The organism is Chryseobacterium sp. PTM-20240506 (assembly GCF_048296755.1).
In the GTDB taxonomy this organism is placed as follows: Bacteria; Bacteroidota; Bacteroidia; order Flavobacteriales; family Weeksellaceae; genus Chryseobacterium; species Chryseobacterium proteolyticum.
Map to the genome: position 1 here is coordinate 2,539,782 of NZ_CP182581.1, position 21,901 is coordinate 2,561,682.

Annotated in this window: 21 protein-coding genes and 8 tRNA genes; all 29 read right to left on the minus strand. The window is 35.5% G+C overall.

Annotation, left to right across the window (positions count from 1 at the left end; genetic code table 11):
• Nucleotides 1-10: 10 nt before the first annotated feature.
• Entirely contained in the window at nucleotides 11-379 is a 369-nt protein-coding gene (gene rplL, locus ACNFU2_RS11220; protein ID WP_143884219.1) for a 50S ribosomal protein L7/L12, read from the minus strand.
• 48 nt (nucleotides 380-427) lie between these two features.
• On the minus strand, nucleotides 428-1,024 hold the full coding sequence (gene rplJ / locus ACNFU2_RS11225; protein ID WP_273649580.1) for a 50S ribosomal protein L10: 597 nt from the start codon (nucleotides 1,022-1,024) through the stop codon (nucleotides 428-430).
• A 17-nt stretch (nucleotides 1,025-1,041) separates the two neighbouring features.
• Entirely contained in the window at nucleotides 1,042-1,734 is a 693-nt protein-coding gene (gene rplA, locus ACNFU2_RS11230) for a 50S ribosomal protein L1 (protein ID WP_172280666.1), read from the minus strand.
• Nucleotides 1,735-1,745: 11 nt separating this feature from the next.
• The gene (gene rplK / locus ACNFU2_RS11235; protein WP_089027865.1) at nucleotides 1,746-2,189 is read right to left on the minus strand and encodes a 50S ribosomal protein L11; all 444 of its coding nucleotides are present in this window, start codon (nucleotides 2,187-2,189) and stop codon (nucleotides 1,746-1,748) included.
• Nucleotides 2,190-2,462: 273 nt separating this feature from the next.
• Nucleotides 2,463-4,787: an FG-GAP-like repeat-containing protein gene (locus ACNFU2_RS11240; RefSeq protein ID WP_418121695.1), complete on the minus strand. Its 2,325-nt coding sequence runs from the start codon at nucleotides 4,785-4,787 to the stop codon at nucleotides 2,463-2,465.
• Between the two features lie 132 nt (nucleotides 4,788-4,919).
• A complete protein-coding gene (locus ACNFU2_RS11245; RefSeq protein ID WP_172280668.1) occupies nucleotides 4,920-5,588 on the minus strand; it encodes a hypothetical protein in 669 nt (222 codons plus the stop codon).
• Nucleotides 5,589-5,595: 7 nt separating this feature from the next.
• Nucleotides 5,596-6,243, minus strand: a complete 648-nt coding sequence (locus ACNFU2_RS11250; protein WP_345991844.1) for a hypothetical protein — start codon at nucleotides 6,241-6,243, stop codon at nucleotides 5,596-5,598.
• Nucleotides 6,244-6,256: 13 nt separating this feature from the next.
• On the minus strand, nucleotides 6,257-6,889 hold the full coding sequence (locus tag ACNFU2_RS11255; RefSeq protein ID WP_273649588.1) for a hypothetical protein: 633 nt from the start codon (nucleotides 6,887-6,889) through the stop codon (nucleotides 6,257-6,259).
• Nucleotides 6,890-7,221: 332 nt separating this feature from the next.
• Nucleotides 7,222-7,764: a transcription termination/antitermination protein NusG gene (nusG, locus tag ACNFU2_RS11260; RefSeq protein ID WP_034687398.1), complete on the minus strand. Its 543-nt coding sequence runs from the start codon at nucleotides 7,762-7,764 to the stop codon at nucleotides 7,222-7,224.
• A gap of 17 nt (nucleotides 7,765-7,781) precedes the next feature.
• A complete protein-coding gene (gene secE, locus ACNFU2_RS11265; RefSeq protein WP_172280674.1) occupies nucleotides 7,782-7,988 on the minus strand; it encodes a preprotein translocase subunit SecE in 207 nt (68 codons plus the stop codon).
• A 12-nt stretch (nucleotides 7,989-8,000) separates the two neighbouring features.
• Nucleotides 8,001-8,071 (minus strand) — tRNA-Trp (locus tag ACNFU2_RS11270).
• A 53-nt stretch (nucleotides 8,072-8,124) separates the two neighbouring features.
• The gene (gene tuf / locus ACNFU2_RS11275) at nucleotides 8,125-9,336 is read right to left on the minus strand and encodes an elongation factor Tu (protein WP_172280676.1); all 1,212 of its coding nucleotides are present in this window, start codon (nucleotides 9,334-9,336) and stop codon (nucleotides 8,125-8,127) included.
• A 417-nt stretch (nucleotides 9,337-9,753) separates the two neighbouring features.
• Nucleotides 9,754-10,860: a hypothetical protein gene (locus tag ACNFU2_RS11280; RefSeq protein WP_418121698.1), complete on the minus strand. Its 1,107-nt coding sequence runs from the start codon at nucleotides 10,858-10,860 to the stop codon at nucleotides 9,754-9,756.
• A gap of 8 nt (nucleotides 10,861-10,868) precedes the next feature.
• Nucleotides 10,869-11,429 (minus strand): hypothetical protein, encoded by a 561-nt coding sequence (locus tag ACNFU2_RS11285; RefSeq protein ID WP_418121700.1) that lies wholly within the window; start codon nucleotides 11,427-11,429, stop codon nucleotides 10,869-10,871.
• Nucleotides 11,430-11,574: 145 nt separating this feature from the next.
• Nucleotides 11,575-14,673: an efflux RND transporter permease subunit gene (locus ACNFU2_RS11290; RefSeq protein WP_273649597.1), complete on the minus strand. Its 3,099-nt coding sequence runs from the start codon at nucleotides 14,671-14,673 to the stop codon at nucleotides 11,575-11,577.
• Between the two features lie 50 nt (nucleotides 14,674-14,723).
• Nucleotides 14,724-15,806, minus strand: coding sequence for an efflux RND transporter periplasmic adaptor subunit (locus ACNFU2_RS11295; RefSeq protein WP_273649599.1), 1,083 nt, complete (start codon nucleotides 15,804-15,806; stop codon nucleotides 14,724-14,726).
• Nucleotides 15,807-15,810: 4 nt separating this feature from the next.
• A complete protein-coding gene (locus ACNFU2_RS11300; RefSeq protein WP_411252051.1) occupies nucleotides 15,811-17,052 on the minus strand; it encodes a TolC family protein in 1,242 nt (413 codons plus the stop codon).
• 71 nt (nucleotides 17,053-17,123) lie between these two features.
• Entirely contained in the window at nucleotides 17,124-18,491 is a 1,368-nt protein-coding gene (locus tag ACNFU2_RS11305; protein WP_273649603.1) for an ATP-binding protein, read from the minus strand.
• Nucleotides 18,492-19,172, minus strand: a complete 681-nt coding sequence (locus tag ACNFU2_RS11310; protein ID WP_172280689.1) for a response regulator transcription factor — start codon at nucleotides 19,170-19,172, stop codon at nucleotides 18,492-18,494.
• A gap of 159 nt (nucleotides 19,173-19,331) precedes the next feature.
• Nucleotides 19,332-19,403: transfer RNA gene (locus ACNFU2_RS11315), tRNA-Thr, on the minus strand.
• 43 nt (nucleotides 19,404-19,446) lie between these two features.
• Nucleotides 19,447-19,519, minus strand: a tRNA-Gly gene (locus ACNFU2_RS11320).
• A gap of 87 nt (nucleotides 19,520-19,606) precedes the next feature.
• Nucleotides 19,607-19,687: transfer RNA gene (locus tag ACNFU2_RS11325), tRNA-Tyr, on the minus strand.
• Between the two features lie 19 nt (nucleotides 19,688-19,706).
• A tRNA-Thr gene (locus ACNFU2_RS11330) sits at nucleotides 19,707-19,780 on the minus strand.
• 90 nt (nucleotides 19,781-19,870) lie between these two features.
• Nucleotides 19,871-19,943, minus strand: a tRNA-Gly gene (locus ACNFU2_RS11335).
• Nucleotides 19,944-20,029: 86 nt separating this feature from the next.
• Nucleotides 20,030-20,110 (minus strand) — tRNA-Tyr (locus ACNFU2_RS11340).
• Between the two features lie 16 nt (nucleotides 20,111-20,126).
• Nucleotides 20,127-20,200: transfer RNA gene (locus ACNFU2_RS11345), tRNA-Thr, on the minus strand.
• Between the two features lie 107 nt (nucleotides 20,201-20,307).
• Nucleotides 20,308-20,598 (minus strand): HPF/RaiA family ribosome-associated protein, encoded by a 291-nt coding sequence (locus ACNFU2_RS11350; protein ID WP_172280691.1) that lies wholly within the window; start codon nucleotides 20,596-20,598, stop codon nucleotides 20,308-20,310.
• Nucleotides 20,595-21,482: a tyrosine-type recombinase/integrase gene (locus ACNFU2_RS11355; protein WP_418124901.1), complete on the minus strand. Its 888-nt coding sequence runs from the start codon at nucleotides 21,480-21,482 to the stop codon at nucleotides 20,595-20,597. The genes ACNFU2_RS11350 and ACNFU2_RS11355 overlap by 4 nt, the downstream gene beginning before the upstream one ends.
• A gap of 87 nt (nucleotides 21,483-21,569) precedes the next feature.
• A complete protein-coding gene (gene rpsU, locus ACNFU2_RS11360; RefSeq protein WP_172280693.1) occupies nucleotides 21,570-21,767 on the minus strand; it encodes a 30S ribosomal protein S21 in 198 nt (65 codons plus the stop codon).
• Between the last annotated feature and the right edge of the window lie 134 nt (nucleotides 21,768-21,901).

The window sequence follows — 21,901 nt, forward strand, 5'->3', positions numbered from 1 at the left end:
GTAAATTGAATTATTTCAATTCTACTTCAGCACCAGCTTCTTCTAATTGCTTCTTAAGAGCTTCAGCCTCGTCTTTAGAGATACCAGTTTTGATTGGAGCAGGAGCACCATCTACGATATCTTTAGCTTCTTTAAGACCAGCACCAGTTAAATCTTTTACTAATTTAACGATAGCTAATTTAGAAGCACCTGCAGACTTAAGAATTACGTCGAATTCAGTTTTTTCTTCAGCAGCTTCACCTGCACCTCCACCTGCAACTACTACTGCAGCAGCAGCTGGCTCAATTCCGTACTCATCCTTAAGGATAGCAGCTAATTCATTTACGTCTTTTACTGTTAAGTTTACTAGCGTTTCAGCTAAATTTTTTAAATCTGACATTGTTGTAATGTTTTTTGTTGATTATTTTATTTAATTTTTTGAGTCTAATTATTCAGCACTTGGAGTTTCTTCAGTGCTTTCTGCAGCAGGAGCTTCAGGAGCAGCCTCAGCAGGAGTTTCTTCTACAGCAGGTGCAGCAGCTTCTTCAGCTTTAGCTTCTACTGTTTCAGGTTTGTTTTGAAGAGCAGAAACAACTCTTTGAATTGGAGATTGAAGTAATCCGATGATTTCTCCGATCATTTCTTCTCTAGACTTGATATTAGCAAGTGTACCTAGATTTTCGTCTCCAACATAGAAAGTTTCCTGAAGATAAGCAGATTTTAAAGCCGGCTTTTCTTCTTTCTTTCTGAATCCTTGGATTAATTTTGCAGGAGCATTTGCTGTTTCAGCAATCATAATCGCAGAATTCCCTTTGAAAGTAGGGAACATTTCAGAGTAATCTACTCCGTCAATCTGCTCCATTGCTTTTTGTAAAAGTGTATTTTTTACCACTTTTACTTTGATATTTTGTTTGAAAGCCTGTCTTCTGAAATCTGAAGACTTAGCAGCGTTCAACCCTTCTAAATCTGCTACGTATACTACTTTTGCATCCTGAAGCAAATCTTTGATCTCTTGTATTGCTACAACTTTTTGGTCTTTTGTCATTGTCTTAAGGATTTATATTAGTTTACAGATTTTGTATCAATTGCAATACCCGGGCTCATTGTAGAAGACAAATAAATGCTTTTTACATATGTACCTTTAGCAGCAGTTGGCTTCATTTTGATCAATGTCTGGATTAATTCCTGAGCATTTTCTTTGATCTTAGCAGCATCGAAAGATACTTTACCAATACCTGCATGGATAATACCATATTTATCTACTTTGAAATCAATCTTACCTGATTTTACTTCAGTTACTGCTTTACCAATTTCCATTGTTACAGTTCCTGACTTAGGGTTTGGCATAAGACCTCTTGGTCCTAATACTCTACCTAAAGGTCCTAATTTACCCATAACAGCTGGCATAGTAACGATCACGTCAACATCAGTCCAACCATCTTTGATTTTTTGTAAATATTCATCAAGACCTACATAATCAGCTCCAGCTTCTTTAGCTTCAGCTTCTTTATCTGGTGTTACAAGAGCTAATACTTTAACATCTTTACCAGTTCCGTGAGGAAGAGATACTACACCTCTAACCATTTGGTTTGCTTTTCTTGGATCTACACCCAATCTTACAGCGATATCTACAGAAGCATCAAACTTTGCAGTGTTTACTTCTTTCACAAGAGCAGAACCTTCTTCAAGATTGTAAGCTCTTCCTTTTTCTACTTTGCTTAAAGCTTCTTTTTGCTTTTTTGTTAATTTTGCCATTTCTCTAAGTTTTAAGCGTTAGTTGGTTTAGCTCCTGTTACTCTCAATCCCATAGATCTAGCAGTACCTGCAACCATAGAAAGAGCAGAGTCCAATGTAAAACAGTTAAGGTCTACCATTTTGTCTTCTGCGATTTTCTTTACCTGATCCCAAGATACAGAACCTACTTTGTTTCTGTTTGGTTCTCCGGAACCTCCTTTAATTTTTGCAGCATCCATTAACTGAATTGCAGCTGGAGGAGTTTTAATTACGAATTCAAAAGATTTGTCTTCGTATACAGTAATTACTACTGGCAAAACTTGCCCAGGCTTATCCTGAGTTCTTCCGTTAAATTGTTTACAAAACTCCATGATGTTTACACCGGCAGAACCTAATGCAGGACCTACTGGTGGAGACGGGTTTGCAGCCCCTCCCTTCACCTGAAGCTTTACCATTTTAAAGACTTTTTTAGCCATTTTTTGTTTTTTAAATTTGAATAATTAATGAGTTTGGAAGCATTTATTATTCAGCAGGTTACCGCACTCACATATAGTAAACCTACTTTTCGGACTGCAAAATTATAAAATATTTTTGAAATAGCAAATGGAATCGATTGATTTTTAGAAAGTTTTTACAGAATACTTTTTTTAACGGTCAGACAAGTAAATATCCTTGAAGACTAAATTAATTTTTTTTTCATGTTTTTAATATTGTTGAAATTGGAATACTTCCAAGGTCCATTTGCACTCCTAATTTAAGGTAATAAGGTTGTCAGCATCTATGCCACAACGAAGAACCGTAGAATTTAATTGTACTACTTTTAGCATTACTCCTTCCCCTGGCATAAGCTCAGGAATTGTAATCGTAGTTTTATTTGTAACATGATTAAATGTTCTATTTATAGAACTAAAGCTATTATTAGGCGATACATAACTATCTACCCTCGGAGAAATTGATGAACTTTGATAAGCCCCTTCCAGAGTTAATTTCGTTGACAAAGCACTTGCAGAAAGATCTTTGTTAACAATCCAAATATAAGAATCAGTAGTTGTAGTAGTACTCTGTTGAAACAAACCCACAACTACATTATTATTACTGACATCCGTAATAACTCCATTGAAATTTGAAGTTATTAATTCATCTGCACCAAAAGGATGTCCCTGATTCATATACGTATCGCTTTTATGTAAGGTTGCAATATAACTTGAATTCAAAATTACAGGAGCTATAACTTCTTTAATGTATTTGTTTACCTTTTTTATTGATGCATAATGTGCTGAATTGCTTTCAAATCCATTCATATAAGACCAATAAAGCAAACCTTTCGCACCATAAGCTATCGCTGTTGAAGTAAGAAATTTTAATTTTGGCTCGTAAGGCTCAGGAGAATAATGTTGATTTTCAGATTGAATTACAAACCAAAGAGGCCTGTTGTATCCAAGCTTTTCTCTAAAAACTTTTAAATTGTAAAAATAAGTGGTCTTAAATGGTTCATTATCTTTAAACGGATAATGATCAACAGATACAAAATTTGTAATATTTTCATTAATATATTTATCAAGGTAATTTTCATAGTCGGCATCATCAATAAAATCTCCATATCTTGGAAGCAAATTGTAAAAAGTAGGTTGCTGTGTATAGTTGGTATTAAAAAAACCTGTCCATTTTTTAACATTATTTAACTGACCAATGACAGGCTCGTCTCCCAAAAAGATTCCCATTACAGACTGTTCTAGCCCATTAGGCAAGTGGTCTTTAAAGGCATTTATAAATTCTTGTTTATAATCAATTAAAGGAGTCGGATCCAGTTTTGATGCTATATTATGCCCTGATAAAAGTACTTTAAGTGAACTCTTTTTAGCAAGATCCAGATAGGTATATATCCTTGCATAGTTATCTGGAACAAACATAACATCCGGATCTACTATGAAGTCCACATTTGCATCTTTTAACTTTTGAAACTTTACAAGATCATTATTATAATAAGATGCTGAAGGACCAATCAAGTAGGTATAATCACTATTAGGCCAGTTCCAACGACCTATATAAGCATGCTCATTCCATCCTGTATAATTGGTTTGCCCATTTAAAACTTCTGCATAATCGACTAACCAAGTCCCTGTTTCATTTATTTTAAGACTTAAATCGGCAAGACCATCACCGTTATAGTCTGCTGGAAGTGGTTGGGTATTGTTATCTCCATACCCAATAAACTGCTTATCCCAATTCCCGTAATGACCGGAAGCGTCAACATAATCGATCTTCCATATTCCATTGTCTTGTACTGCTATATCTGCTTTACCATCACCATTATAATCCGCTGGAGCTGGAACCGACTTACCATCCCCATAGCTAAAAACATTAGGATCTGAGATATAATCCCAACCATTAAAACCTAGACTCTGGTGATAATAATCAATTAGCCATTGCCCATTATCAGTCTTAACAGCTATATCGGCAGCTCCATCTCCATTATAATCAGCTGGTACAGGATGTGCTTCTGTTCCGCCATATTGATTAAGAATCACATCCCAACCATTAAAACCTCCAATTTTAGCATAATCTATAAGCCAATGCCCATCATCGGTCTTTGCTGCTATGTCAGTGTATCCATCTCCATCATAATCTGCCGGTACGGGATGAAAATGTTCATCACCATAATTAAAAGGTAATGTTACATCCCAACCTCCAAAACCATTAACAGCGTAATCTATAAGCCAAGCTCCGGAATCGGTCTTTACAGCTAGGTCTAAAAGTGTATCATGATCGTAATAACCAGGAACTGGAATAGCATCCAAACCTCCATATTGAGATAAAATCTTATCCCAACCTCCAAAACCATTATTAGCATAATCAATTAGCCAATATCCTCCAGATGTTTTTACGCTCACATCAACCTTTCCATCATTATCATAATCTGCGGGAATAGCAACAAAGTTGGCATCTATGTCTGGAGGAGACCATACTCCTATCAGAAAATTATTTTGAGACTGCGCTGAAGAGTATATAAAAGTTCCCGCAATTGATAAAATTAACAGAAAAGGTTTTATCAGTAAAACATATTTATTTTTCATAGTAATATTTTTTATCTAATATAATAACATTTAAAAATCAACAATTAATAATTTTAATTAACATGTATCAAATAGAATAAAAAAAGAAAGTCATACCTTGATATGACTTTCTTATACTATTATTCCTTATATCTAAAACCCCGATGGTTTATTAATCGTTTGTGCAGATCCATTTGTTCCGCCAAGATCAGTATTAATATCGCCGATATTCTGCTTAGTGATCAATCTCTTGTAAACCATTAAATAAAACTCTACAGTAAAGTTATTATAAGTTCTGGAAGGATTAGCTGATGTAAAAGCAATTAACTTGCTGTCTGTAAATCCGGCCTTCAAATGCCAGGTACCATTGCTTTTAAATGCAACCACATTAGGAGACCCCTGTGCATTATCATTAATCCCGTTATCTTTATAATCCAAAGCAACACTGGTTGTCCCGTCATTAAGCTTAAATGAATAGTTGTGAGGAACCAAAAGGAAATTATCGGCATCGATCTTTGTATCATAATCCGTAATTCCTGCACCTGGTACCCCTGTAAGAGTAAGTTTAATATAATTAAACAATCCGCTGCTCTCCAGATTAGGATCATATATCTGCAATGAATTTTGAGAAGTAGCCAGAAAGTGACCTCCCGTAGTGGTTGGTTCTCCCGGATTTCTCATATATAAGGAATTTGTAAAGGAATCCCCGTTTACGTCCAGTGTTTCCGTTGGAGTTGTTGTTTTGATTCCTACATTTCCGGTTTGTGCATGCATGATTATTCCCATGCAAGCCATAATGATGATATACAATTTCTTTTTCATAATTTTTTTATTGAAGTCCTGCTGGGGTGTTAGTTGATACTCCTGAATATCCTGGTGAAGCCGAAGCTGAAACCGATCCGGTAAATGTGCCCCAGTCTTTAATCAATGATCTTTCGTATACATTCAAAGTTAGTGTCCATGTTCCATTTTTAGAAGACACAGTTCCTGCACCTTTAAAAGAAAGGTTAATGCCGTGATAAGTATTGGCTCCGCTCACAACCTTAGTTATCTCTGTAGAATAGGCTCCATATGATTTTGGAGTGGTGGAAGTATTTGCTGCTGAAACAGCGTCACTAAATACGGCACCAGTAATAGCGACTACATATTTATTAGCATCCAATCCAGTATTCAGGTTAACAACTTCATCTTGTTTCACATTTTTCAGGATAACATTGTATGTGTTTACGGGAGCTACATCTCTCAGTGAAATATCAAGCATCTTAACTTTACCAACAGGCGTGGTATCCTTTGACCTTGTAAGAAGAAAATAATTTCCTGTCGCAGGAGAATTTGTGGTATCTATAATGTAAGATTCAACCAATGTTCCTCCTACAACATCTAAAGTTCCCTGAGGATTGCTTGTATTGATTCCCACCTGAGCTTTGGTAGCCATGAAGGCATAAGCCATAAAAAATAGTATGGTGATTTTTTTCATTATGTAAATCTTTTTATTGGATTAAAGGAGATGATGCAGATCCTGTAGTGGAAGCACCCATCGCTTGTGTTTTATTGATTTCTTTAGCGTAAGCTCTGTCGAATACCAGTAAGTTAAGAGTCCACTCTCCTGCCGGCAAATTGGAAGCGGGAGCAAAACCTTGGTAGTCTGCCTTTAATTTCCACGTTCCATTATTATAGTAAGCATATATCTGTGGAACCGGAGTTATCCAGTCCGGACTATTGGTTCGTACCGGTTGCGTAAAACCAAAAGAAGAGATAACCACCAGAAACTTATCTGAATTGATCTTCGTATCATACTGGTTAACCCAATCCTTATCTCTCGGATCACAGGCTATCTTATACTGGATAAGATTAATAGGTGCCGGTGAATTGGGTACAAAAGAGTCATTGTATGCAGTAATCTTGTTTTCAGGAGCGGGAGACTTAATGATAAAAGTATAGTTTTCAGTGGCTCCTAATTTCTCTATCGGATCTTTAAAAAACATTCCGGATGTTTTCATTGTTCCGTTTACAGATAGTTCTTTTTCGGGCGTTTTAGTATTAATACCCACTTTTCCTGTAGCCTGTGCATTCATCAGTACAATGGTACTTGTACAAAGTACCATCGAAATAATTTTCGTCATTGAATTAGTGTTTAAATTAGTGTTAAAAAAACAATCCAGGAATTCAGAACAATGATCCCAACCTAGTATAAGGTTAAAAATCACCACATTAGAAAGCCATTTATGTTTTTCGGAGATATACTTCACAATAAGTATGCCACACAATTTATTTTTTAATCTAAACATTTAGTTTTAATTAAATAACTATGTGAAACACGCCTGGATAAAGCATAAAATAAACAACAAACTTATTTTAACTTAAAACAACATTATTTCTGAGAATCTATAAATACCTGAAATAAATAAAAAAAGCCACTCTAGATCTAGAGTGGCTTATATATTATAAGTATTTATTATACTTTTTCTACTTGCATGTAGCTAAGTTCCATTGGAGTTTTTCTACCGAAGATTAAAACAGAAACTTCAATTTTCTTTTTATCTTCCAGAATTTTTTCAACTGTTCCATTGAATCCGTTGAAAGGTCCGTCAATTACTTTTACGTTCTCTCCAACTACATATGGAATTTCAAGGTCGGTAGCAAATTCTGATAACTCATCCATTCTTCCAAGCATTCTGTTAACTTCAGACTTTCTCATTGGAACAGGGTCTCCCCCTTTAGTTAAGCTTAAGAATGATATTACCCCTGGAATATTTTTAATAATGTGAGGTATTTCCCCCATTAAATCTGCTTCAACCATTAAGTAACCAGGATAGTAAGGTCTTTCTTTAGGAACCTTTTTTCCATTCCTAAGTTGAATAACCTTTTCCATAGGAATCACTACCTGAGTAACATACTGCTCAAAGCCTAAGCGTTTGATTTCTGTCTCAATGTAGTTTTTCACTTTATTTTCCTGTCCGCTGATTGCTTTCAGCACATACCATTTCAATTCGCTCATTATGGGAAAATACTTTTTTAGTTGAACACGTTAATTAGCATTCCTATTATGTTGCTTATTGCTTTTGAAAACAATTCGTCAACTCCAAAGGTAAATAATGCCAGAATAACTGTTGCAATAGTAACTACAATTGTAGATGATTGCAGATCAGCCCATTTTGGCCATTCAACTTTATGTCTGAATTCGTTATAAGAACCTTTTAAAAAATCGATAAATGAACTCATAATTATTATTTGCACGGGCACAAGGATTCGAACCCTGATCAACGGTTTTGGAGACCGGTATCCTACCATTGGACGATGCCCGTAGATTAAAGCTCCGTAAAGAAATTCCTTACGGAAGCTTTATTTATTTAAGATATTAATCTAAGATTTCAGTAACCTGACCAGCACCAACTGTTCTACCTCCTTCTCTGATCGCAAATCTAAGACCTACGTTAAGAGCGATTGGTTGTAACAATTCTACAGTGATTGTTAAGTTATCACCAGGCATTACCATTTCTACACCTTCTGGTAAGAAGATCTCACCTGTAACGTCAGTAGTTCTTACGTAGAACTGAGGACGGTATTTGTTGTGGAATGGAGTGTGACGTCCACCTTCTTCTTTAGAAAGGATATAAACCTCAGCTTTGAATTTTTTGTGTGGCTTAACAGAGTCTTTCTTAGCGATAACCATACCTCTCTTGATGTCAGTTTTTTCAATACCTCTCAACAATAGACCTACGTTATCACCAGCTTCACCTCTATCTAGGATTTTTCTGAACATCTCAACCCCTGTAATTGTAGAAGTTAATTTTTCATCACCCATACCAACGATATCTACAGGATCACCTGTGTTGATAACACCAGCCTCGATTCTACCAGTTGCTACAGTACCTCTACCTGTAATAGAGAATACATCTTCAATTGGCATCAAGAATGGCTTATCCTGATCTCTTACAGGAAGCTCGATCCAAGTATCAACAGCATCCATTAATTCTTCTACAGTTTTGAACCACTGATCATCAGTTTGAGGAGTAGCAGCTGTAGCAGCAGTAAGAGCACCAAGAGCAGAACCTTGGATTACTGGAGAGTTATCTCCGTCATATTCGTAAGTAGATAATAGATCTCTAAGTTCAAGCTCAACAAGCTCTAATAACTCAGCATCATCCACCATATCAACTTTGTTCATGAACACAACAATTCTAGGTACGTTTACCTGACGGCAAAGTAGGATGTGTTCTCTTGTTTGAGGCATTGGTCCATCAGTTGCAGCACATACTAAGATAGCTCCATCCATCTGAGCAGCACCAGTTACCATGTTCTTTACGTAATCCGCGTGACCTGGACAGTCAACGTGAGCATAGTGTCTGTTTGCAGTTTCGTATTCGATGTGAGCAGTATTAATAGTGATACCTCTTTCTTTTTCTTCTGGAGCAGAGTCAATTGCAGAGAAGTCTTTTTTCTCAGCAAGACCTTTACTAGCCAATACAGCACTGATCGCTGCAGTAAGAGTAGTTTTACCATGGTCAACGTGACCAATAGTACCAATGTTCAAGTGTGGTTTGTTACGATTAAACGTTTCCTTTGCCATGATTTAAATTATTTATTTATTGTTTATTCAAATTTTCGGTGTGCAAATATAATGAATTTTTAAATACTAAAATCTTTTTTCTCAAAAATTTTAATATTCAAATCCAAAGAATTACAAACCTAACTATACTTCGATGTATTGAAGTGCAAATTTACACAAATTTCTCGATTGAAAAAATCCTCACAACCGTTTTCTTTAAAATCTCAACTATCTGATTAATTCTGAATATTATAGCAGATTAAAAATAATGAATAGGCGAGTAAATAAGAAAAAGATTTCATATAATTTTAGATTCTGGTTGGTGAAAAAATCACTGAAGAATAACGTAAAAAAGATTCTTATCGATTTATTGGCAATAAGAAATCCCGGAAGGTTCATTCCGGGACTTTTTAAATTTTATGTAAAACCTGAAAAATATTATCCTTTGTAACCTTTTTTATCAGATATACTTCTCAACGACCGGATAAAAAGATATCCCCCAAAAAGGAAAGATCCTCCCAAAATAATTAAAGATGAAGCATAAGCAGACCCAAACAGGCTAAAGAATTGATTAAAAATGTAATTGATCGCATTACAATCAAAAAAGACAATAAGTAAAAAGTATAGAATCACAAATGCAATTCCCAACAACCTGTACTTAGGCCGGAATACAGCCTGCAAAAAGTTTTTGATTTTCATTTTAAATGTTGAAGGTAATACCCTTGTGGGAATAAACAATGCATAGAATCCTACAGCATAGGTAAATGCTATATTAAACATCAAAAGAACATTTAAATGAAAAAACAGAGTTATTAATATCATCAATCTGAAAAACTTCGGCTTTAAAAAAGCAATAATAAAAACAGATTCAAAAATTACAGTACTATAGTCCAGAAATTCCCAGAAAAACCGGGAGTTGATCTTATCAAACGTATCAGACATCAAATCATGCCACCCTACTCCATATCGGTATTGATAGAAAAAAATCTGAGTGCTCTGTATATCCGTATTAAGCCAGCCTCCTAAAATTTTAGCAAGGCCAGCCGTAAAAATTCCAAATCCCAAAAACATACTAAGCAAAAACATTGGCCAGGATCTCGAAAGTATATCGGTTTCTTTTTCAGGCTCCGGAAAAAAACTATAAGTAGTATTCCATGGTGAAAAAACCATCACAACAATAGGTAGGGCATAAACAAAAGTATGGTCAATTTTACCAAAAGAGAAAGCGTAATTACTGGTTATAAGATAAACGACCATATAAGTTATGGCAAATCCCCTTGGCTTAAAGCCTATTAAAATAAGTAACAGGCACAGATACATGCCGTAATAACAAACCGTAAAAAGCCATGACGCGGGAACAGTATCCGTAAAAGATAAAATGCTTATTGGTGGCTGCATCGCACTAGCAGGAATATAAGATACCCAATCTGCATTGGAAATCCCCATCCATAATAAGTACAAAGAGAAAAAAATTCTGTAAAAAGCTAAAAATTCGTAACTAGGCTTATAGCTTGTAAAGACCAGTTTTTTAATTTTTTCAATCATTATGTTTGTTAGAACTTGAAGTTGATCAATGTGTCTTTTGTTATCCGGTTAGTAAGCTGTTTCGTCGCAATGTCAAAATCCTTGTTTTCATTGGTAACGAGGATCTCCGTGACCTCTTTATCCGGAAAATTTTCTTTCAATTTTTTGATAACAAAAGCCTTACTTTCTTCCAAATTAACTTTTTTAATATTTCTGTTAAGAATAGATTTTTTGAGTAAATACAATTCCTTTTTATAAGCTGGTAAAGAATTGATTCGTGCATCAAGTATCGGATATTCTTTGGGAAAAAGCAGATTTTTAATCAATGTAACCTGGATGGTTCTTGGAATTTTCTCTCCCAGATAACTATTTTTTACTAAAACATTATTCGTTCCGTCTTTAAAAAAAACCTGAGCAGTGGTTTTTGTAAATGTAATATATCTTTCTTCTTTAACCGGAAGAGAAGCAAACCCAGGAAAGTTAAATGACGGATAGGGTTCTTCCAGACTTATTTTAAAAAATAATTGAAGAGGTAGAAGTATACCAAAGAATCCAAACAACAGGAGTATATTATTCTGATAACGTTTCATCAAGGGGATTATCGTGTTTTAATGAGGGAATGTGTTTATTATGTTTGCAAATATAATTTTTTTTTCAATTCGTCAAAGTAAATTGAAGCCTGTAAAACATATGTTTTACAGGCTTCAAATATTTTTCATCATATTCAGCAGTCAATTAAATTGACGTTGATTTTTTAGTTCTGTTGAAAATCCAGAAAATAATTGGAAAAATAAGTAAAGTAAGTACCGTAGCTGTAATTAATCCTCCAATAATAACAATCGCCAGTGGTTTCTGAGATTCAGAACCAATACCTGTAGATAAAGCTGCAGGTAAAAGACCTATAGAAGCCATCAAAGCGGTCATGATGACCGGTCTTGTCCTGGATTTCACTCCGGTCATTATTGCTTCATCCAATGCCAGACCATTTTTAATATTTTGGTGGAATTCACTAATAAGGATTACTCCATTCTGTATACAAATTCCCAAAAGTGCAATCATACCCACACCTGCAGAGATCCCAAAGTTCATTCTCGTTACATGAAGTGCTATGATTCCACCGATTAATGCAAACGGTACATTAGCAAGTACCAAAAGAGAATCTTTTATGTTTCCGAAGAGTATAAACAACAGGAAGAAAATCATGAGGATACTCACAGGAACTACCTGTGCCAGGCGATGAGAGGCTCTTTGCTGATTTTCAAACTGCCCGGTCCATCCTATAGAATATCCTTCTGGAAGCTCTATTTTAGCTACCTTTTTCTGAGCATCGGCAATTGTGCTTCCCAGGTCACGGTCACGGATAGAGAATTTTACACCAATGTATCGTTTGATATCATCTCTGTAAATGAATGCTGCCCCATTATTCTTAACAATATTACTTATTTCCTTTAGCGGTATTTTTGCCCCATCTTGTGTAGGAACCATCAATGAAGCAATATCATTTTCATCTTTTCTATACTCCTGGGAATATCTCAATCTTATTGGAAATTTACGCTCTCCATCAAACATTTCGGAAGCTGTTTTACCTCCAAAAGCCATCTCAAGAACAGCCTGTGCGTCAGCAGGCATTACACCGTAGGCTGCCATTTTATCTCTATCCAACACCACACTTACCTCCGGCTGGCCTATATTCTTTATGATTCCCGGATCTTTTACTCCATCTACATTTTTTATTTCTTTCAGAACCTCTTCAGCCAATCGATCCAAAGTCTGAAGATTATCCCCATAAATCTTGATCCCGTTTTCGGCTTTGAAGCCGGCTACCGCCTCAGCAACATTATCAGAAATAGGCTGTGAATAATTAAATGTGATTCCCTGATAATTTCTTAGTTTATTATCAATCTCTTTGATCAGTTCATCGTATGAAATTTTCCGCTTCCATTCTTCCCGGGGTTTCAGATTTACAGCGAATTGAACAAAACCAAATCCATTAGGATCTGTTCCGTCATTACTTCTCCCAGTTTGTGCAAGAACATCTGTAACTTCCGAAAAGCTCATAATATCTTTCTTCAAAAGATCTGCGGTCTTTAAGGATTCTTTCAGAGAAGAGCTCATTGGCATTTCGGCGGTGATCCATAAAGATCCTTCATTAAGCTGTGGCAAAAATTCAGTTCCCAGAAATTTCCCCGAAAACAAAGTAACGACCAAAAATGAAATGGCAACGATTAAGCTCATCTTCTTATGTTTAAAAGTATAACGAAATCCTTTTAAAACAATCCGGTCCCAGAAGTTCACAAAAGGATTATTTTTTTCTTTTACATTCTTATTTAAAAGGATATGGGTAAGAACGGGTACTAATGTTAAAGTAAATATTAATGCTCCTGTCAAAGCAAATCCCAATGTAAATGCCAGAGGTGAAAACATCTTACCTTCCACTTTCTGGAATGAGAAAATAGGGATCAAAGAGGTAATGATAATAAGCTTGGAAAAGAATATCGCTTTACCCAAGCCTGTTCCTGTTTGTTTTATCCATCCTCCTTTAGCCAGTTTATTGAACTTCTCCATTCCATATTTATGGGCTTTATGATCAAGCATTACAAAAATACCTTCTACCATGACGACGGCTCCATCAATAATAATCCCAAAATCCACAGCACCTAATGAAAGAAGGTTCGCACTCATTCCCGCAAGCTTCAGACATAAAAACGCAAATAATAATGACAATGGAATAATAATAGAAACGATCAACGTAGTTCTCCAATCTGCCATAAAGATCAGAACCATTACAGTAACAAGCACAATTCCTTCGATAAGGTTATGCATTACGGTACGGGTTGTGAAATCCATCAGGTTATCCCTGTCATAGAATGTAACCATCTTCACATCTTTCGGAAGAATTTTCTCATTAAGCTCTTTGATCTTGGCTTTTACACCTACCAAAACTTCACGCGGATTTTCCCCTTTTCTCATTACGACAATACCCTCCACCGTGTCTTCGTGGTTATTCAGTCCTGCCTGCCCTACTCTTGGCATTGAGCTTTCATGAACATCAGCGACATTTTTTACCAAAACAGGGTTACCGCTATCATTTTCAATCGTAATATTTCCAATATCAGCTACCGATTTAACCAAACCGATTCCCCGTACTACATAAGCCTGTCCGTTCTTTTCAATAACATCTCCTCCCACATTCAAATTGCTCTTTGTAACAGCATCGTAGACCTGAAGCGGGGTCAGGTTGTATTTATCCAATGCCCTCGGATCAATACTTAATTCAAAAACTTTATCCTGTCCACCAAAAACATTAATATCAGCCACACCTGGTACTCCTCTTAAAGCACGATCCACTACCCAGTTTTGCAAGGTTAATAGTTCCCGGGAATCTTTATTTTTACTCTCCAGTGTGTACCTGAAAATCTCACCGGTTGGTCCGTAGGGTGGTTGTACTTCGGGATCTACCGCATCAGGAAGGCTTATAGTTCGTAGTTGGTTATTAACCTGATTTCTGGCAAAAGTATCGTCCACCCCATCATCGAACAGAATTTTTACAATCGAAAGACCAAACATGGTGGTACTTCGTACACTTGTCTTTTTCTGAACCGGACTCATTGCCAATTCTATGGGTGTCGTTACAAAACGTTCTACTTCTTCTGCGCTTCTTCCGTTCCACTGGGTGATAATAACAATCTGGGTATTGGTCACGTCCGGAAATGCTTCAATCGGCATATTTTTGAAACTGATAAAACCCGAAATGGCCAAAATTGCGACCCATATGAAGGTGAACGCTTTATTTTTAAGCGAAAAAGCAATTATATTTTTAATGAATTTATTCATAATAGTTTAAATTGATGACTCGAAAAGCCGTTTAAAAAAATGACTTTGATTTAGTTATTAAGAGAACGATAAATCAGCAATTGATTCTCTGTAATTACCTGTTCCCCTTCAACTAATCCATCAGATATATATGTTGTATCGCCTACTTGCTTCAAAACCTTAACTTCTTTAACCTTAAGATTAGTTCTGGATTTAAAAACCACAACAAAACTTCTGTTATCATCAAAAATAACCGCCTTGGAAGGAACCGTTAAAGCCATATCATTTTCGGAAGTTGAAACTTTGATTGTGGCTTTACTATCAGGAATCAGCAGCCCGCTTGCATTGTCCAAAACAACTCTCGCCTGCATGGCGTTGGTCTGAGGATCGATAATTTTAAATATTTTATCAATTTTCCCATAAAACACCTTGTCAGGATATGACAATGTAGAAACTTCAGCCTTCATTCCAAGACTTATTTTATCAATATCCGATTCATTAACGTTCATAATTGCCCATACATTGGTTGTATTGGCTACGTCAAAAATATTATCACTCCTATCTGTTCTAAGCTGCATATCCTTATTGATATTTTTTTGAACAATGTATCCACTGATAGGAGCTAAAACATTATAGATATTTCCTTTTTTCACATTATAAACCGTACTTATCGCACTCGCTCTCTGCAGTTGGTCCTGTGCCTTTTGCAGCTGGCTCTTGGCTTCCAGAACATCTCTTTCAGTATTAAGCTTACCTTCGTACATTTCCTTGGCAACACGAAGATTGTTCTGAGCAACGACCAGATCCGTTTTTGCATCACTTACATCTTTCTGTACCTCAGCAAGCTCAGTACTTCTGATTGTCGCCAAAACCTGACCCTTCGTTACATGATCACCCAATTCCACATTGACACTTAAAACATTTCCTCCTACCAAAGGGTATACATCGATGTAACTGTTTTGATCAGCGGATATTTTACCGTAAAAATTATAATTATCCTCAATGTACTTCTTCTCAACTTTTGCAAGGACGATCGATTTAAGCATGGTATTGCTTAGTTCAAAACCTTTCGGCATTGTCACTTTCTGTTCTTCTTTTTTTGAGCAGGACAATAATGCTATGGCTACCAATAATACAATTATATATTTTTTCATTTTTTTAATAGAAGATTTTAGTTTGTACTAGCTGATTAAGTTGTTCAGCCGATTGGATGATATCGTTTTTCATATCATAGATCTGAAGGGCTGTTTGTCTGTAACTTTCCATAAAGTCAGTAAACTCAATAAGGCTTACATTTCCCTTTCTGAAATTGTTTAACATCCCATTATAAACAAGATCCAGATTATTGAGATCTGTTGCTTTAATTTCTGCTAATTGATCATATTGATTTTTCCATGTCCTGTACAAGGATTGTACTTTTGTTTCCAAATTGAGTTTTTGATACTCTGCATTTTTTTGGTTCTGTTGGATAGCGTAATTTGCTTTTTCAACATTTCCTTGATTGCTTTTCCATAAGGGTAATGGAATTCCTACCATTAAATTGATCTCATTTCTGAATGTTCCTCCATTTTGATCCCATCCGGCTCCCACATTAATATCCGGAACATTTAAAGATTTCTGCCATTGAGCATAGAGTTTGCTATTATCAATTAACTTCATGTTATATTGATAATCTGCATTATTCTCCAATGCTTTTCGCTTCAGATCTTCTTCATCTCCGATGGGTTGGGTAGCCAAAATTTCCCGTGCCTCAGCCTCAGAAAGCTCAGGTTCTATATCTTCCGTAATTCCGGTTAAAACTTTTAAATTTTGTTCAACATCCAGAATATTTTTATTGATTTCTACTTTATCGTTATTTAGCTGAATTACAATACTCTGCAGCCTCACCTCATCTTTAAGCGATACATTTCCCTTTGCAGACTGGACCTTATAAGCGCTTAAAAGCTCTTTCATATAACCCAATTGCTTGTTGATATTTTCCAGCTTTAATTTTTGGAAGTAGAGATTGTAATAAGTAGTATGCAATTGTGTTTTGAGGTCAACGAGAAGTTGGGAAAATTGAAGTTGAGCCAGTTCTTTATTAGATTTTGCAAATGCAATCTCATTTTTCTTTTTTCCACCCATATGAATGAGCTGGGTAACCTGTGCTCCCTTTGCGTGTCCAACATCAAACACTTTCTTACCTTCAGGATTATAAGCATTGATCTGCCCGCTCAATTGTGGAAGATCCCAGATCTTAGCCTGTAAAATATCAGCATCGGCCATGTTGATATTATACTGCTGGGCGAGCAGCTGAAGGTTGTTCGTCTGGAAAGCTTTTTCACAATCCAGAAGAGACATTTGCTGTTGTGCTGTCATGAATGAGGAAATGACAACAAACAATCCTGCAATTTTGTTCATTCTTTCAATTTTATGAAAACAAAAGTGCTAAGACATGATTAAAACGAACTTAAATGAGCCTTAAAAAAAAATTAAATTTTAGAAAATATCACACTAAACTTGTTAATATTTTCCGATGGCGAAGAGTAAATAATATCTGCACCATGGTATTCTAAAATTCTTTTTACAATCCGAAGTCCCAATCCGGAACCCGAAATATTCTGTGCATTATTCCCCCTCATAAAAGCCTCAAATAATTTCGACTGTTCATTCTCAGAAATTGTACTTCCCTGAGAAATAACATCCACAATCAGTTTTGAAGCAGTTTCAGTAATGAGAACATCTACTTCAATATTATCCGAATAAACCGCCGCATTTTTGAACAGGTTAATAAATACGATGTCCAGCAATGATTGTATTCCTTTTATAGTTAATAATGCTTGTTCTGACGTTTCTTCAGAAATTAAAAAATCCATTTTCAGATCCGGATAACTTTTTTCTACTGTTTCGAAGGAACTGAATATAACTTCATCAATCCTTACTTCTTCATATAAACTTTGAATGTTCTCTTTGTCAAATTTAGTCAGAAGCAGCAGGGAATTAGTCAGGTCAGATAATTGATAAACATCTTTCTGAATCTGCTTTAATGAAGATAAGGTCTCCGGAGAATGCTGTTCGAACTTGATCAAATTCTCCAACTGGAATGCCATTCTTGTAATAGGCGTTCGGATCTCATGCGAGGCACTCGCCGTGAAATCTTTTTGCGATTGAAAAACATCGTTCAACCGTACAATCATGGTGTTAAATGACTGTGCTAATATACTAATTTCATCTTGTGATTGTTGTACGGGCACTTGTGTAGTTAATTTATGTGCGGTAACCTCTGAGATCTCTTTATTAAGATCTTCCAGGGGACGTAGAAACTGCCCCATAAAATAATAACTGAAAAGCCCAATGAGAAGCGTACTCATTACATAAGCCGTAACAAGCAAATATTTTAAATAAGATAATTTGGATTTTCCATTGCTGTCGTAGGCACTGGTTAGAATATAGTAGTTTTCTCCTTTTATATTTTTAAGTGCAGCATATATTTCGGGAATGGTTTTCTCGGTGTATATCGTTTTTCTTTGATCCAGCTCTTTTAATAAGGCAGCATCCCAGGTAACATTCCGGTCTTTTATTGTACTATAGATTAATTCTTTGTCTGCATTAAAAATCAAGATTTTCTCATTGAGAAGGATATTATCTGCATTTTCATTGAAAAAAAGAGGAGCTTCAGCTTCGAAGTTTTTAGATTCGGAGATAAAATGAGAGGTAAACTCAAGTCTTTGCCGGAACCTTTCTTTAAATTCATCTCTTCTAAAATCATTAAAAGACATATATATAATCATCATCACTATACCAAAAAGTAGTGAGAAGGCAATACTTAAATTTAAAGCAATCTTCCTTTTTAATGACATTTATAGTGGACTTAAATAATATCCAAAGCCTGATCGGGTATGAATAAGTTTAACTTTAAAATCTTTATCGATTTTCTTTCTTAGAAAATTAATATATACCTCAACAGTATTTGTATTTGTATTAAAATTGTGTTCCCATACATTCTCCGTAATCTGTTGTTTGGATACCGTTCTTCCCTGGGCTTCTGCCAGGTAAGCTAACAATTGAAATTCTTTCAGAGTTAGGGTAATTTCGTTTCCTCCTCTATAGACTTTTTGTTCAGTCTTATTAATGATGAGATCATCAATTCTTATGATTTCCTGATCGGAAGTATCTACCGGCATTTTTCTCCTCAAAAGAGAATTTACCCTTAAAAGCAGTTCTTCAAACTGAAAAGGTTTGACAAGATAGTCGTCAGCAAGCCTTGTAAAGGCATCTTTCTTATCAGAAAGATCTCCATATGCAGAAATAATGATGATAGGTGTATTTTTATCGAATGAACGAATGGTTTGACAAACATCCAATCCGTTTATTTTGGGAACATTAATATCCAGTAAATAGAGATCGTACGAATTATTTTTTATCTGACGAAGAAAAGTCTCACCATCATAAATCTTATCACATGAAAAATTATTTGATTCCAAAAACTTACAAAGTTCAGCGGAAAGAATGAGGTCGTCTTCTAATAAAAGTATATTCATCAAAAAATATTTATACGAATTTAACGAAAATTTTTATGATTTTTAAGGAAAATCATCTGCAGATGATTGAAATGAAAAGCATCAGAAAAAAGAATATATTTTATTAACAGAAAATACATTAAACAAAAAAATCCCGAAACAATTCGGGATTAAAGCCAGAGCCAACTACGGGACTTGAACCCGTGACCTCTTCCTTACCAAGGAAGCACTCTACCGCTGAGCTAAGTCGGCATTAAGCAAAAAAATCACACTTTAATAGCATGATTTTTTTTTGAGCGGAAGACGGGGGTCGAACCCGCGACATTCAGCTTGGAAGGCTGACGCTCTACCAACTGAGCTACTTCCGCAATTTTGTTTCCAAAACTATTGGTAAACGCTGTGCAAACTTATAAAAAACCTTTTAAATCTGCAAGTTTTTTTTCAAATATAAAATGTGGGAAGAGCAGGATTCGAACCTGCGAAGCCGAAGCAACTGAGTTACAGTCAGTCCCATTTAGCCACTCTGGAATCTTCCCTCATGTTTATATTAAATTGAGCCTCCAGAGGGATTCGAACCCACGACCCCGAGATTACAAATCACGTGCTCTGGCCAACTGAGCTATGGAGGCAATTTAAACTGTCTGAGGCTATCCGAAGGCAATCTATCTTAAGCTGTATCAGGTTTAAAAAAAATCACGCCTTGTGGTGTGATTTTACTGAGCGGAAGACGGGGGTCGAACCCGCGACATTCAGCTTGGAAGGCTGACGCTCTACCAACTGAGCTACTTCCGCAATTTTGTTTCCAAAACTATTGGTAAACGCTGTGCAAATCTATAAAAAAGCTTTTAAATCTGCAAGTTTTTTTTCAATATAAACAGTGGGAAGAGCAGGATTCGAACCTGCGAAGCCGAAGCAACTGAGTTACAGTCAGTCCCATTTAGCCACTCTGGAATCTTCCCTAGTTTATATTAAATGAGCCTCCAGAGGGATTCGAACCCACGACCCCGAGATTACAAATCACGTGCTCTGGCCAACTGAGCTATGGAGGCATTTAAAAAAAGAATTCAAAAGATCACTGTTCCCTTTTTGCGAGTGCAAATATAGAACGGATTTTTTGAATTCTCAAATTTTTACGCGATTATTTTAAACTTTTTTTCTAAGCTGTTTCTTTTTTCTTGATTAATAGCTTCTTAGCAGTATCAACACAAAGATCCAAACTCTCTTCAAAACTTACAGCCGTCTTTTTTACTACGATATCGTCACCTGGAACCGCCAAAATAAGTTCAGCAGTTTTATTTGATTTATCCGAATTATTTTCAACCTTCAGGAAGATTTTGCACTCGTGAATTTTGTCATAAAACGTTTCAAGTTTGCTTACTTTTTTTTCGATGTGTGATTCCAATGGTTCGTGTGGAGTTAAACCAATTGATTGTACTGTGATCTTCATAATTCTTCTTTTTTAGACGCTCTAGGATGAGCCTGATTAAACACTTTTTTCAATTGTTCTATATTAGCATTCGTATACACCTGCGTACTGGCCAGACTCGAATGTCCTAATATTTTTTTTACTTTTGAGATCTCCGCCCCATTATCCAAAACGTGTGTAGCAAAGCTATGTCTTAGAATATGGGGACTTCTTTTTTGCTTCGAAGTTATAAGACTAAGGTACTTATTTACGACTACATAAACAAATTTTTCCGTGAGTTTTTTCCCCTTCTTATTAACGAAAAAACAGTTCTGAAACTCATCGAGAGGTTTTCTTAATGTTAAATAACTTCTTAATAAAACAGTCAAATCTTCAGATATGGGAACATATCTTTCTTTGTTCCCTTTACCTATAATTTTCAACTCATTTCCATCTAAGTTTACATTCTCAAATATCAAGCCACAAAGTTCGGACTTACGGATTCCGGTCTGGTACAGAACTTCTATGATACACTGATCAAGAATATCATGCGGCTCTTCAAAAATGGTATTATTAAGCACCTCCATTTCTTCTTGTGAAATAGGAATTTGTTTTTCGGCATAAAACTTAAGAGAGGAAATACTTTCAGTGGGCGAAACAGTAATTTCACCGATCTTTAAAAGAAAAAAATAAAAACTTCGAAGAGAGGAAAGCTTTCGGTTAATACTCCTCTTGGATATATTATTTTCACTTAGTGCCACTATGAAATTCCTGACTACCCTTTTATCGGCTTTGGAAATATCATCGGAAGATTCTGTTTTGAGAAAAAAATAAGAAAAATCTTCCAGGTCTTTTTTATAGCTTGTAATAGTATGAGGTGAATACCTCTTTTCGAATTGTAAATATTCTAAAAATTTATTCAGCATCATGGATTACATATAATATAAAAAATTCACTCCTCAAATATAAGTATATTTAAGAAGTGAATTTAATATTTGTTTAAGAAAAATTTCTTAAGCTTGCTCCTCTTTGCTTAACGCTCTTTGTTTATAAGCCGCTTTTAATCTAGCTTGTCTCAAAGTTACAGAAGGCTTAACAAACTGTTGTCTCGATCTTAATTGACGAACTGTTCCAGTTTTATCAAATTTTCTTTTATATTTTTTTAGTGCTCTATCGATGGATTCACCATCTTTTACAGGAATTATTAACATACTTTACATCTCATTTTGGATTGCAAAAGTAGATATTTTTTTATTAATATGCAAAATTTATTTCTTTTAATTTAAAATAACTCATGTTTCAGAATTGCATACATTTTTCATACCTTTGGGATATACGATTTTAA

Bases quoted from the DNA above. Each gene is read 5' to 3' on its own strand.
- ACNFU2_RS11255 (WP_273649588.1), bottom strand. From the start codon at position 6,889: ATGACGAAAATTATTTCGATGGTACTTTGTACAAGTACCATTGTACTG.
- rplL (WP_143884219.1), bottom strand. From the start codon at position 379: ATGTCAGATTTAAAAAATTTAGCTGAAACGCTAGTAAACTTAACAGTA.
- ACNFU2_RS11310 (WP_172280689.1), bottom strand. From the start codon at position 19,172: ATGAATATACTTTTATTAGAAGACGACCTCATTCTTTCCGCTGAACTT.
- rplJ (WP_273649580.1), bottom strand. From the start codon at position 1,024: ATGACAAAAGACCAAAAAGTTGTAGCAATACAAGAGATCAAAGATTTG.
- ACNFU2_RS11300 (WP_411252051.1), bottom strand. From the start codon at position 17,052: ATGAACAAAATTGCAGGATTGTTTGTTGTCATTTCCTCATTCATGACA.
- ACNFU2_RS11305 (WP_273649603.1), bottom strand. From the start codon at position 18,491: ATGTCATTAAAAAGGAAGATTGCTTTAAATTTAAGTATTGCCTTCTCA.
- rplK (WP_089027865.1), bottom strand. From the start codon at position 2,189: ATGGCTAAAAAAGTCTTTAAAATGGTAAAGCTTCAGGTGAAGGGAGGG.
- ACNFU2_RS11290 (WP_273649597.1), bottom strand. From the start codon at position 14,673: ATGAATAAATTCATTAAAAATATAATTGCTTTTTCGCTTAAAAATAAA.
- ACNFU2_RS11355 (WP_418124901.1), bottom strand. From the start codon at position 21,482: ATGCTGAATAAATTTTTAGAATATTTACAATTCGAAAAGAGGTATTCA.
- ACNFU2_RS11350 (WP_172280691.1), bottom strand. From the start codon at position 20,598: ATGAAGATCACAGTACAATCAATTGGTTTAACTCCACACGAACCATTG.
- ACNFU2_RS11285 (WP_418121700.1), bottom strand. From the start codon at position 11,429: ATGAAACGTTATCAGAATAATATACTCCTGTTGTTTGGATTCTTTGGT.
- ACNFU2_RS11245 (WP_172280668.1), bottom strand. From the start codon at position 5,588: ATGAAAAAGAAATTGTATATCATCATTATGGCTTGCATGGGAATAATC.
- ACNFU2_RS11295 (WP_273649599.1), bottom strand. From the start codon at position 15,806: ATGAAAAAATATATAATTGTATTATTGGTAGCCATAGCATTATTGTCC.
- nusG (WP_034687398.1), bottom strand. From the start codon at position 7,764: ATGAGCGAATTGAAATGGTATGTGCTGAAAGCAATCAGCGGACAGGAA.
- secE (WP_172280674.1), bottom strand. From the start codon at position 7,988: ATGAGTTCATTTATCGATTTTTTAAAAGGTTCTTATAACGAATTCAGA.
- ACNFU2_RS11250 (WP_345991844.1), bottom strand. From the start codon at position 6,243: ATGAAAAAAATCACCATACTATTTTTTATGGCTTATGCCTTCATGGCT.
- tuf (WP_172280676.1), bottom strand. From the start codon at position 9,336: ATGGCAAAGGAAACGTTTAATCGTAACAAACCACACTTGAACATTGGT.
- ACNFU2_RS11240 (WP_418121695.1), bottom strand. From the start codon at position 4,787: ATGAAAAATAAATATGTTTTACTGATAAAACCTTTTCTGTTAATTTTA.
- ACNFU2_RS11280 (WP_418121698.1), bottom strand. From the start codon at position 10,860: ATGATTGAAAAAATTAAAAAACTGGTCTTTACAAGCTATAAGCCTAGT.
- rplA (WP_172280666.1), bottom strand. From the start codon at position 1,734: ATGGCAAAATTAACAAAAAAGCAAAAAGAAGCTTTAAGCAAAGTAGAA.
- rpsU (WP_172280693.1), bottom strand. From the start codon at position 21,767: ATGTTAATAATTCCTGTAAAAGATGGTGAATCCATCGATAGAGCACTA.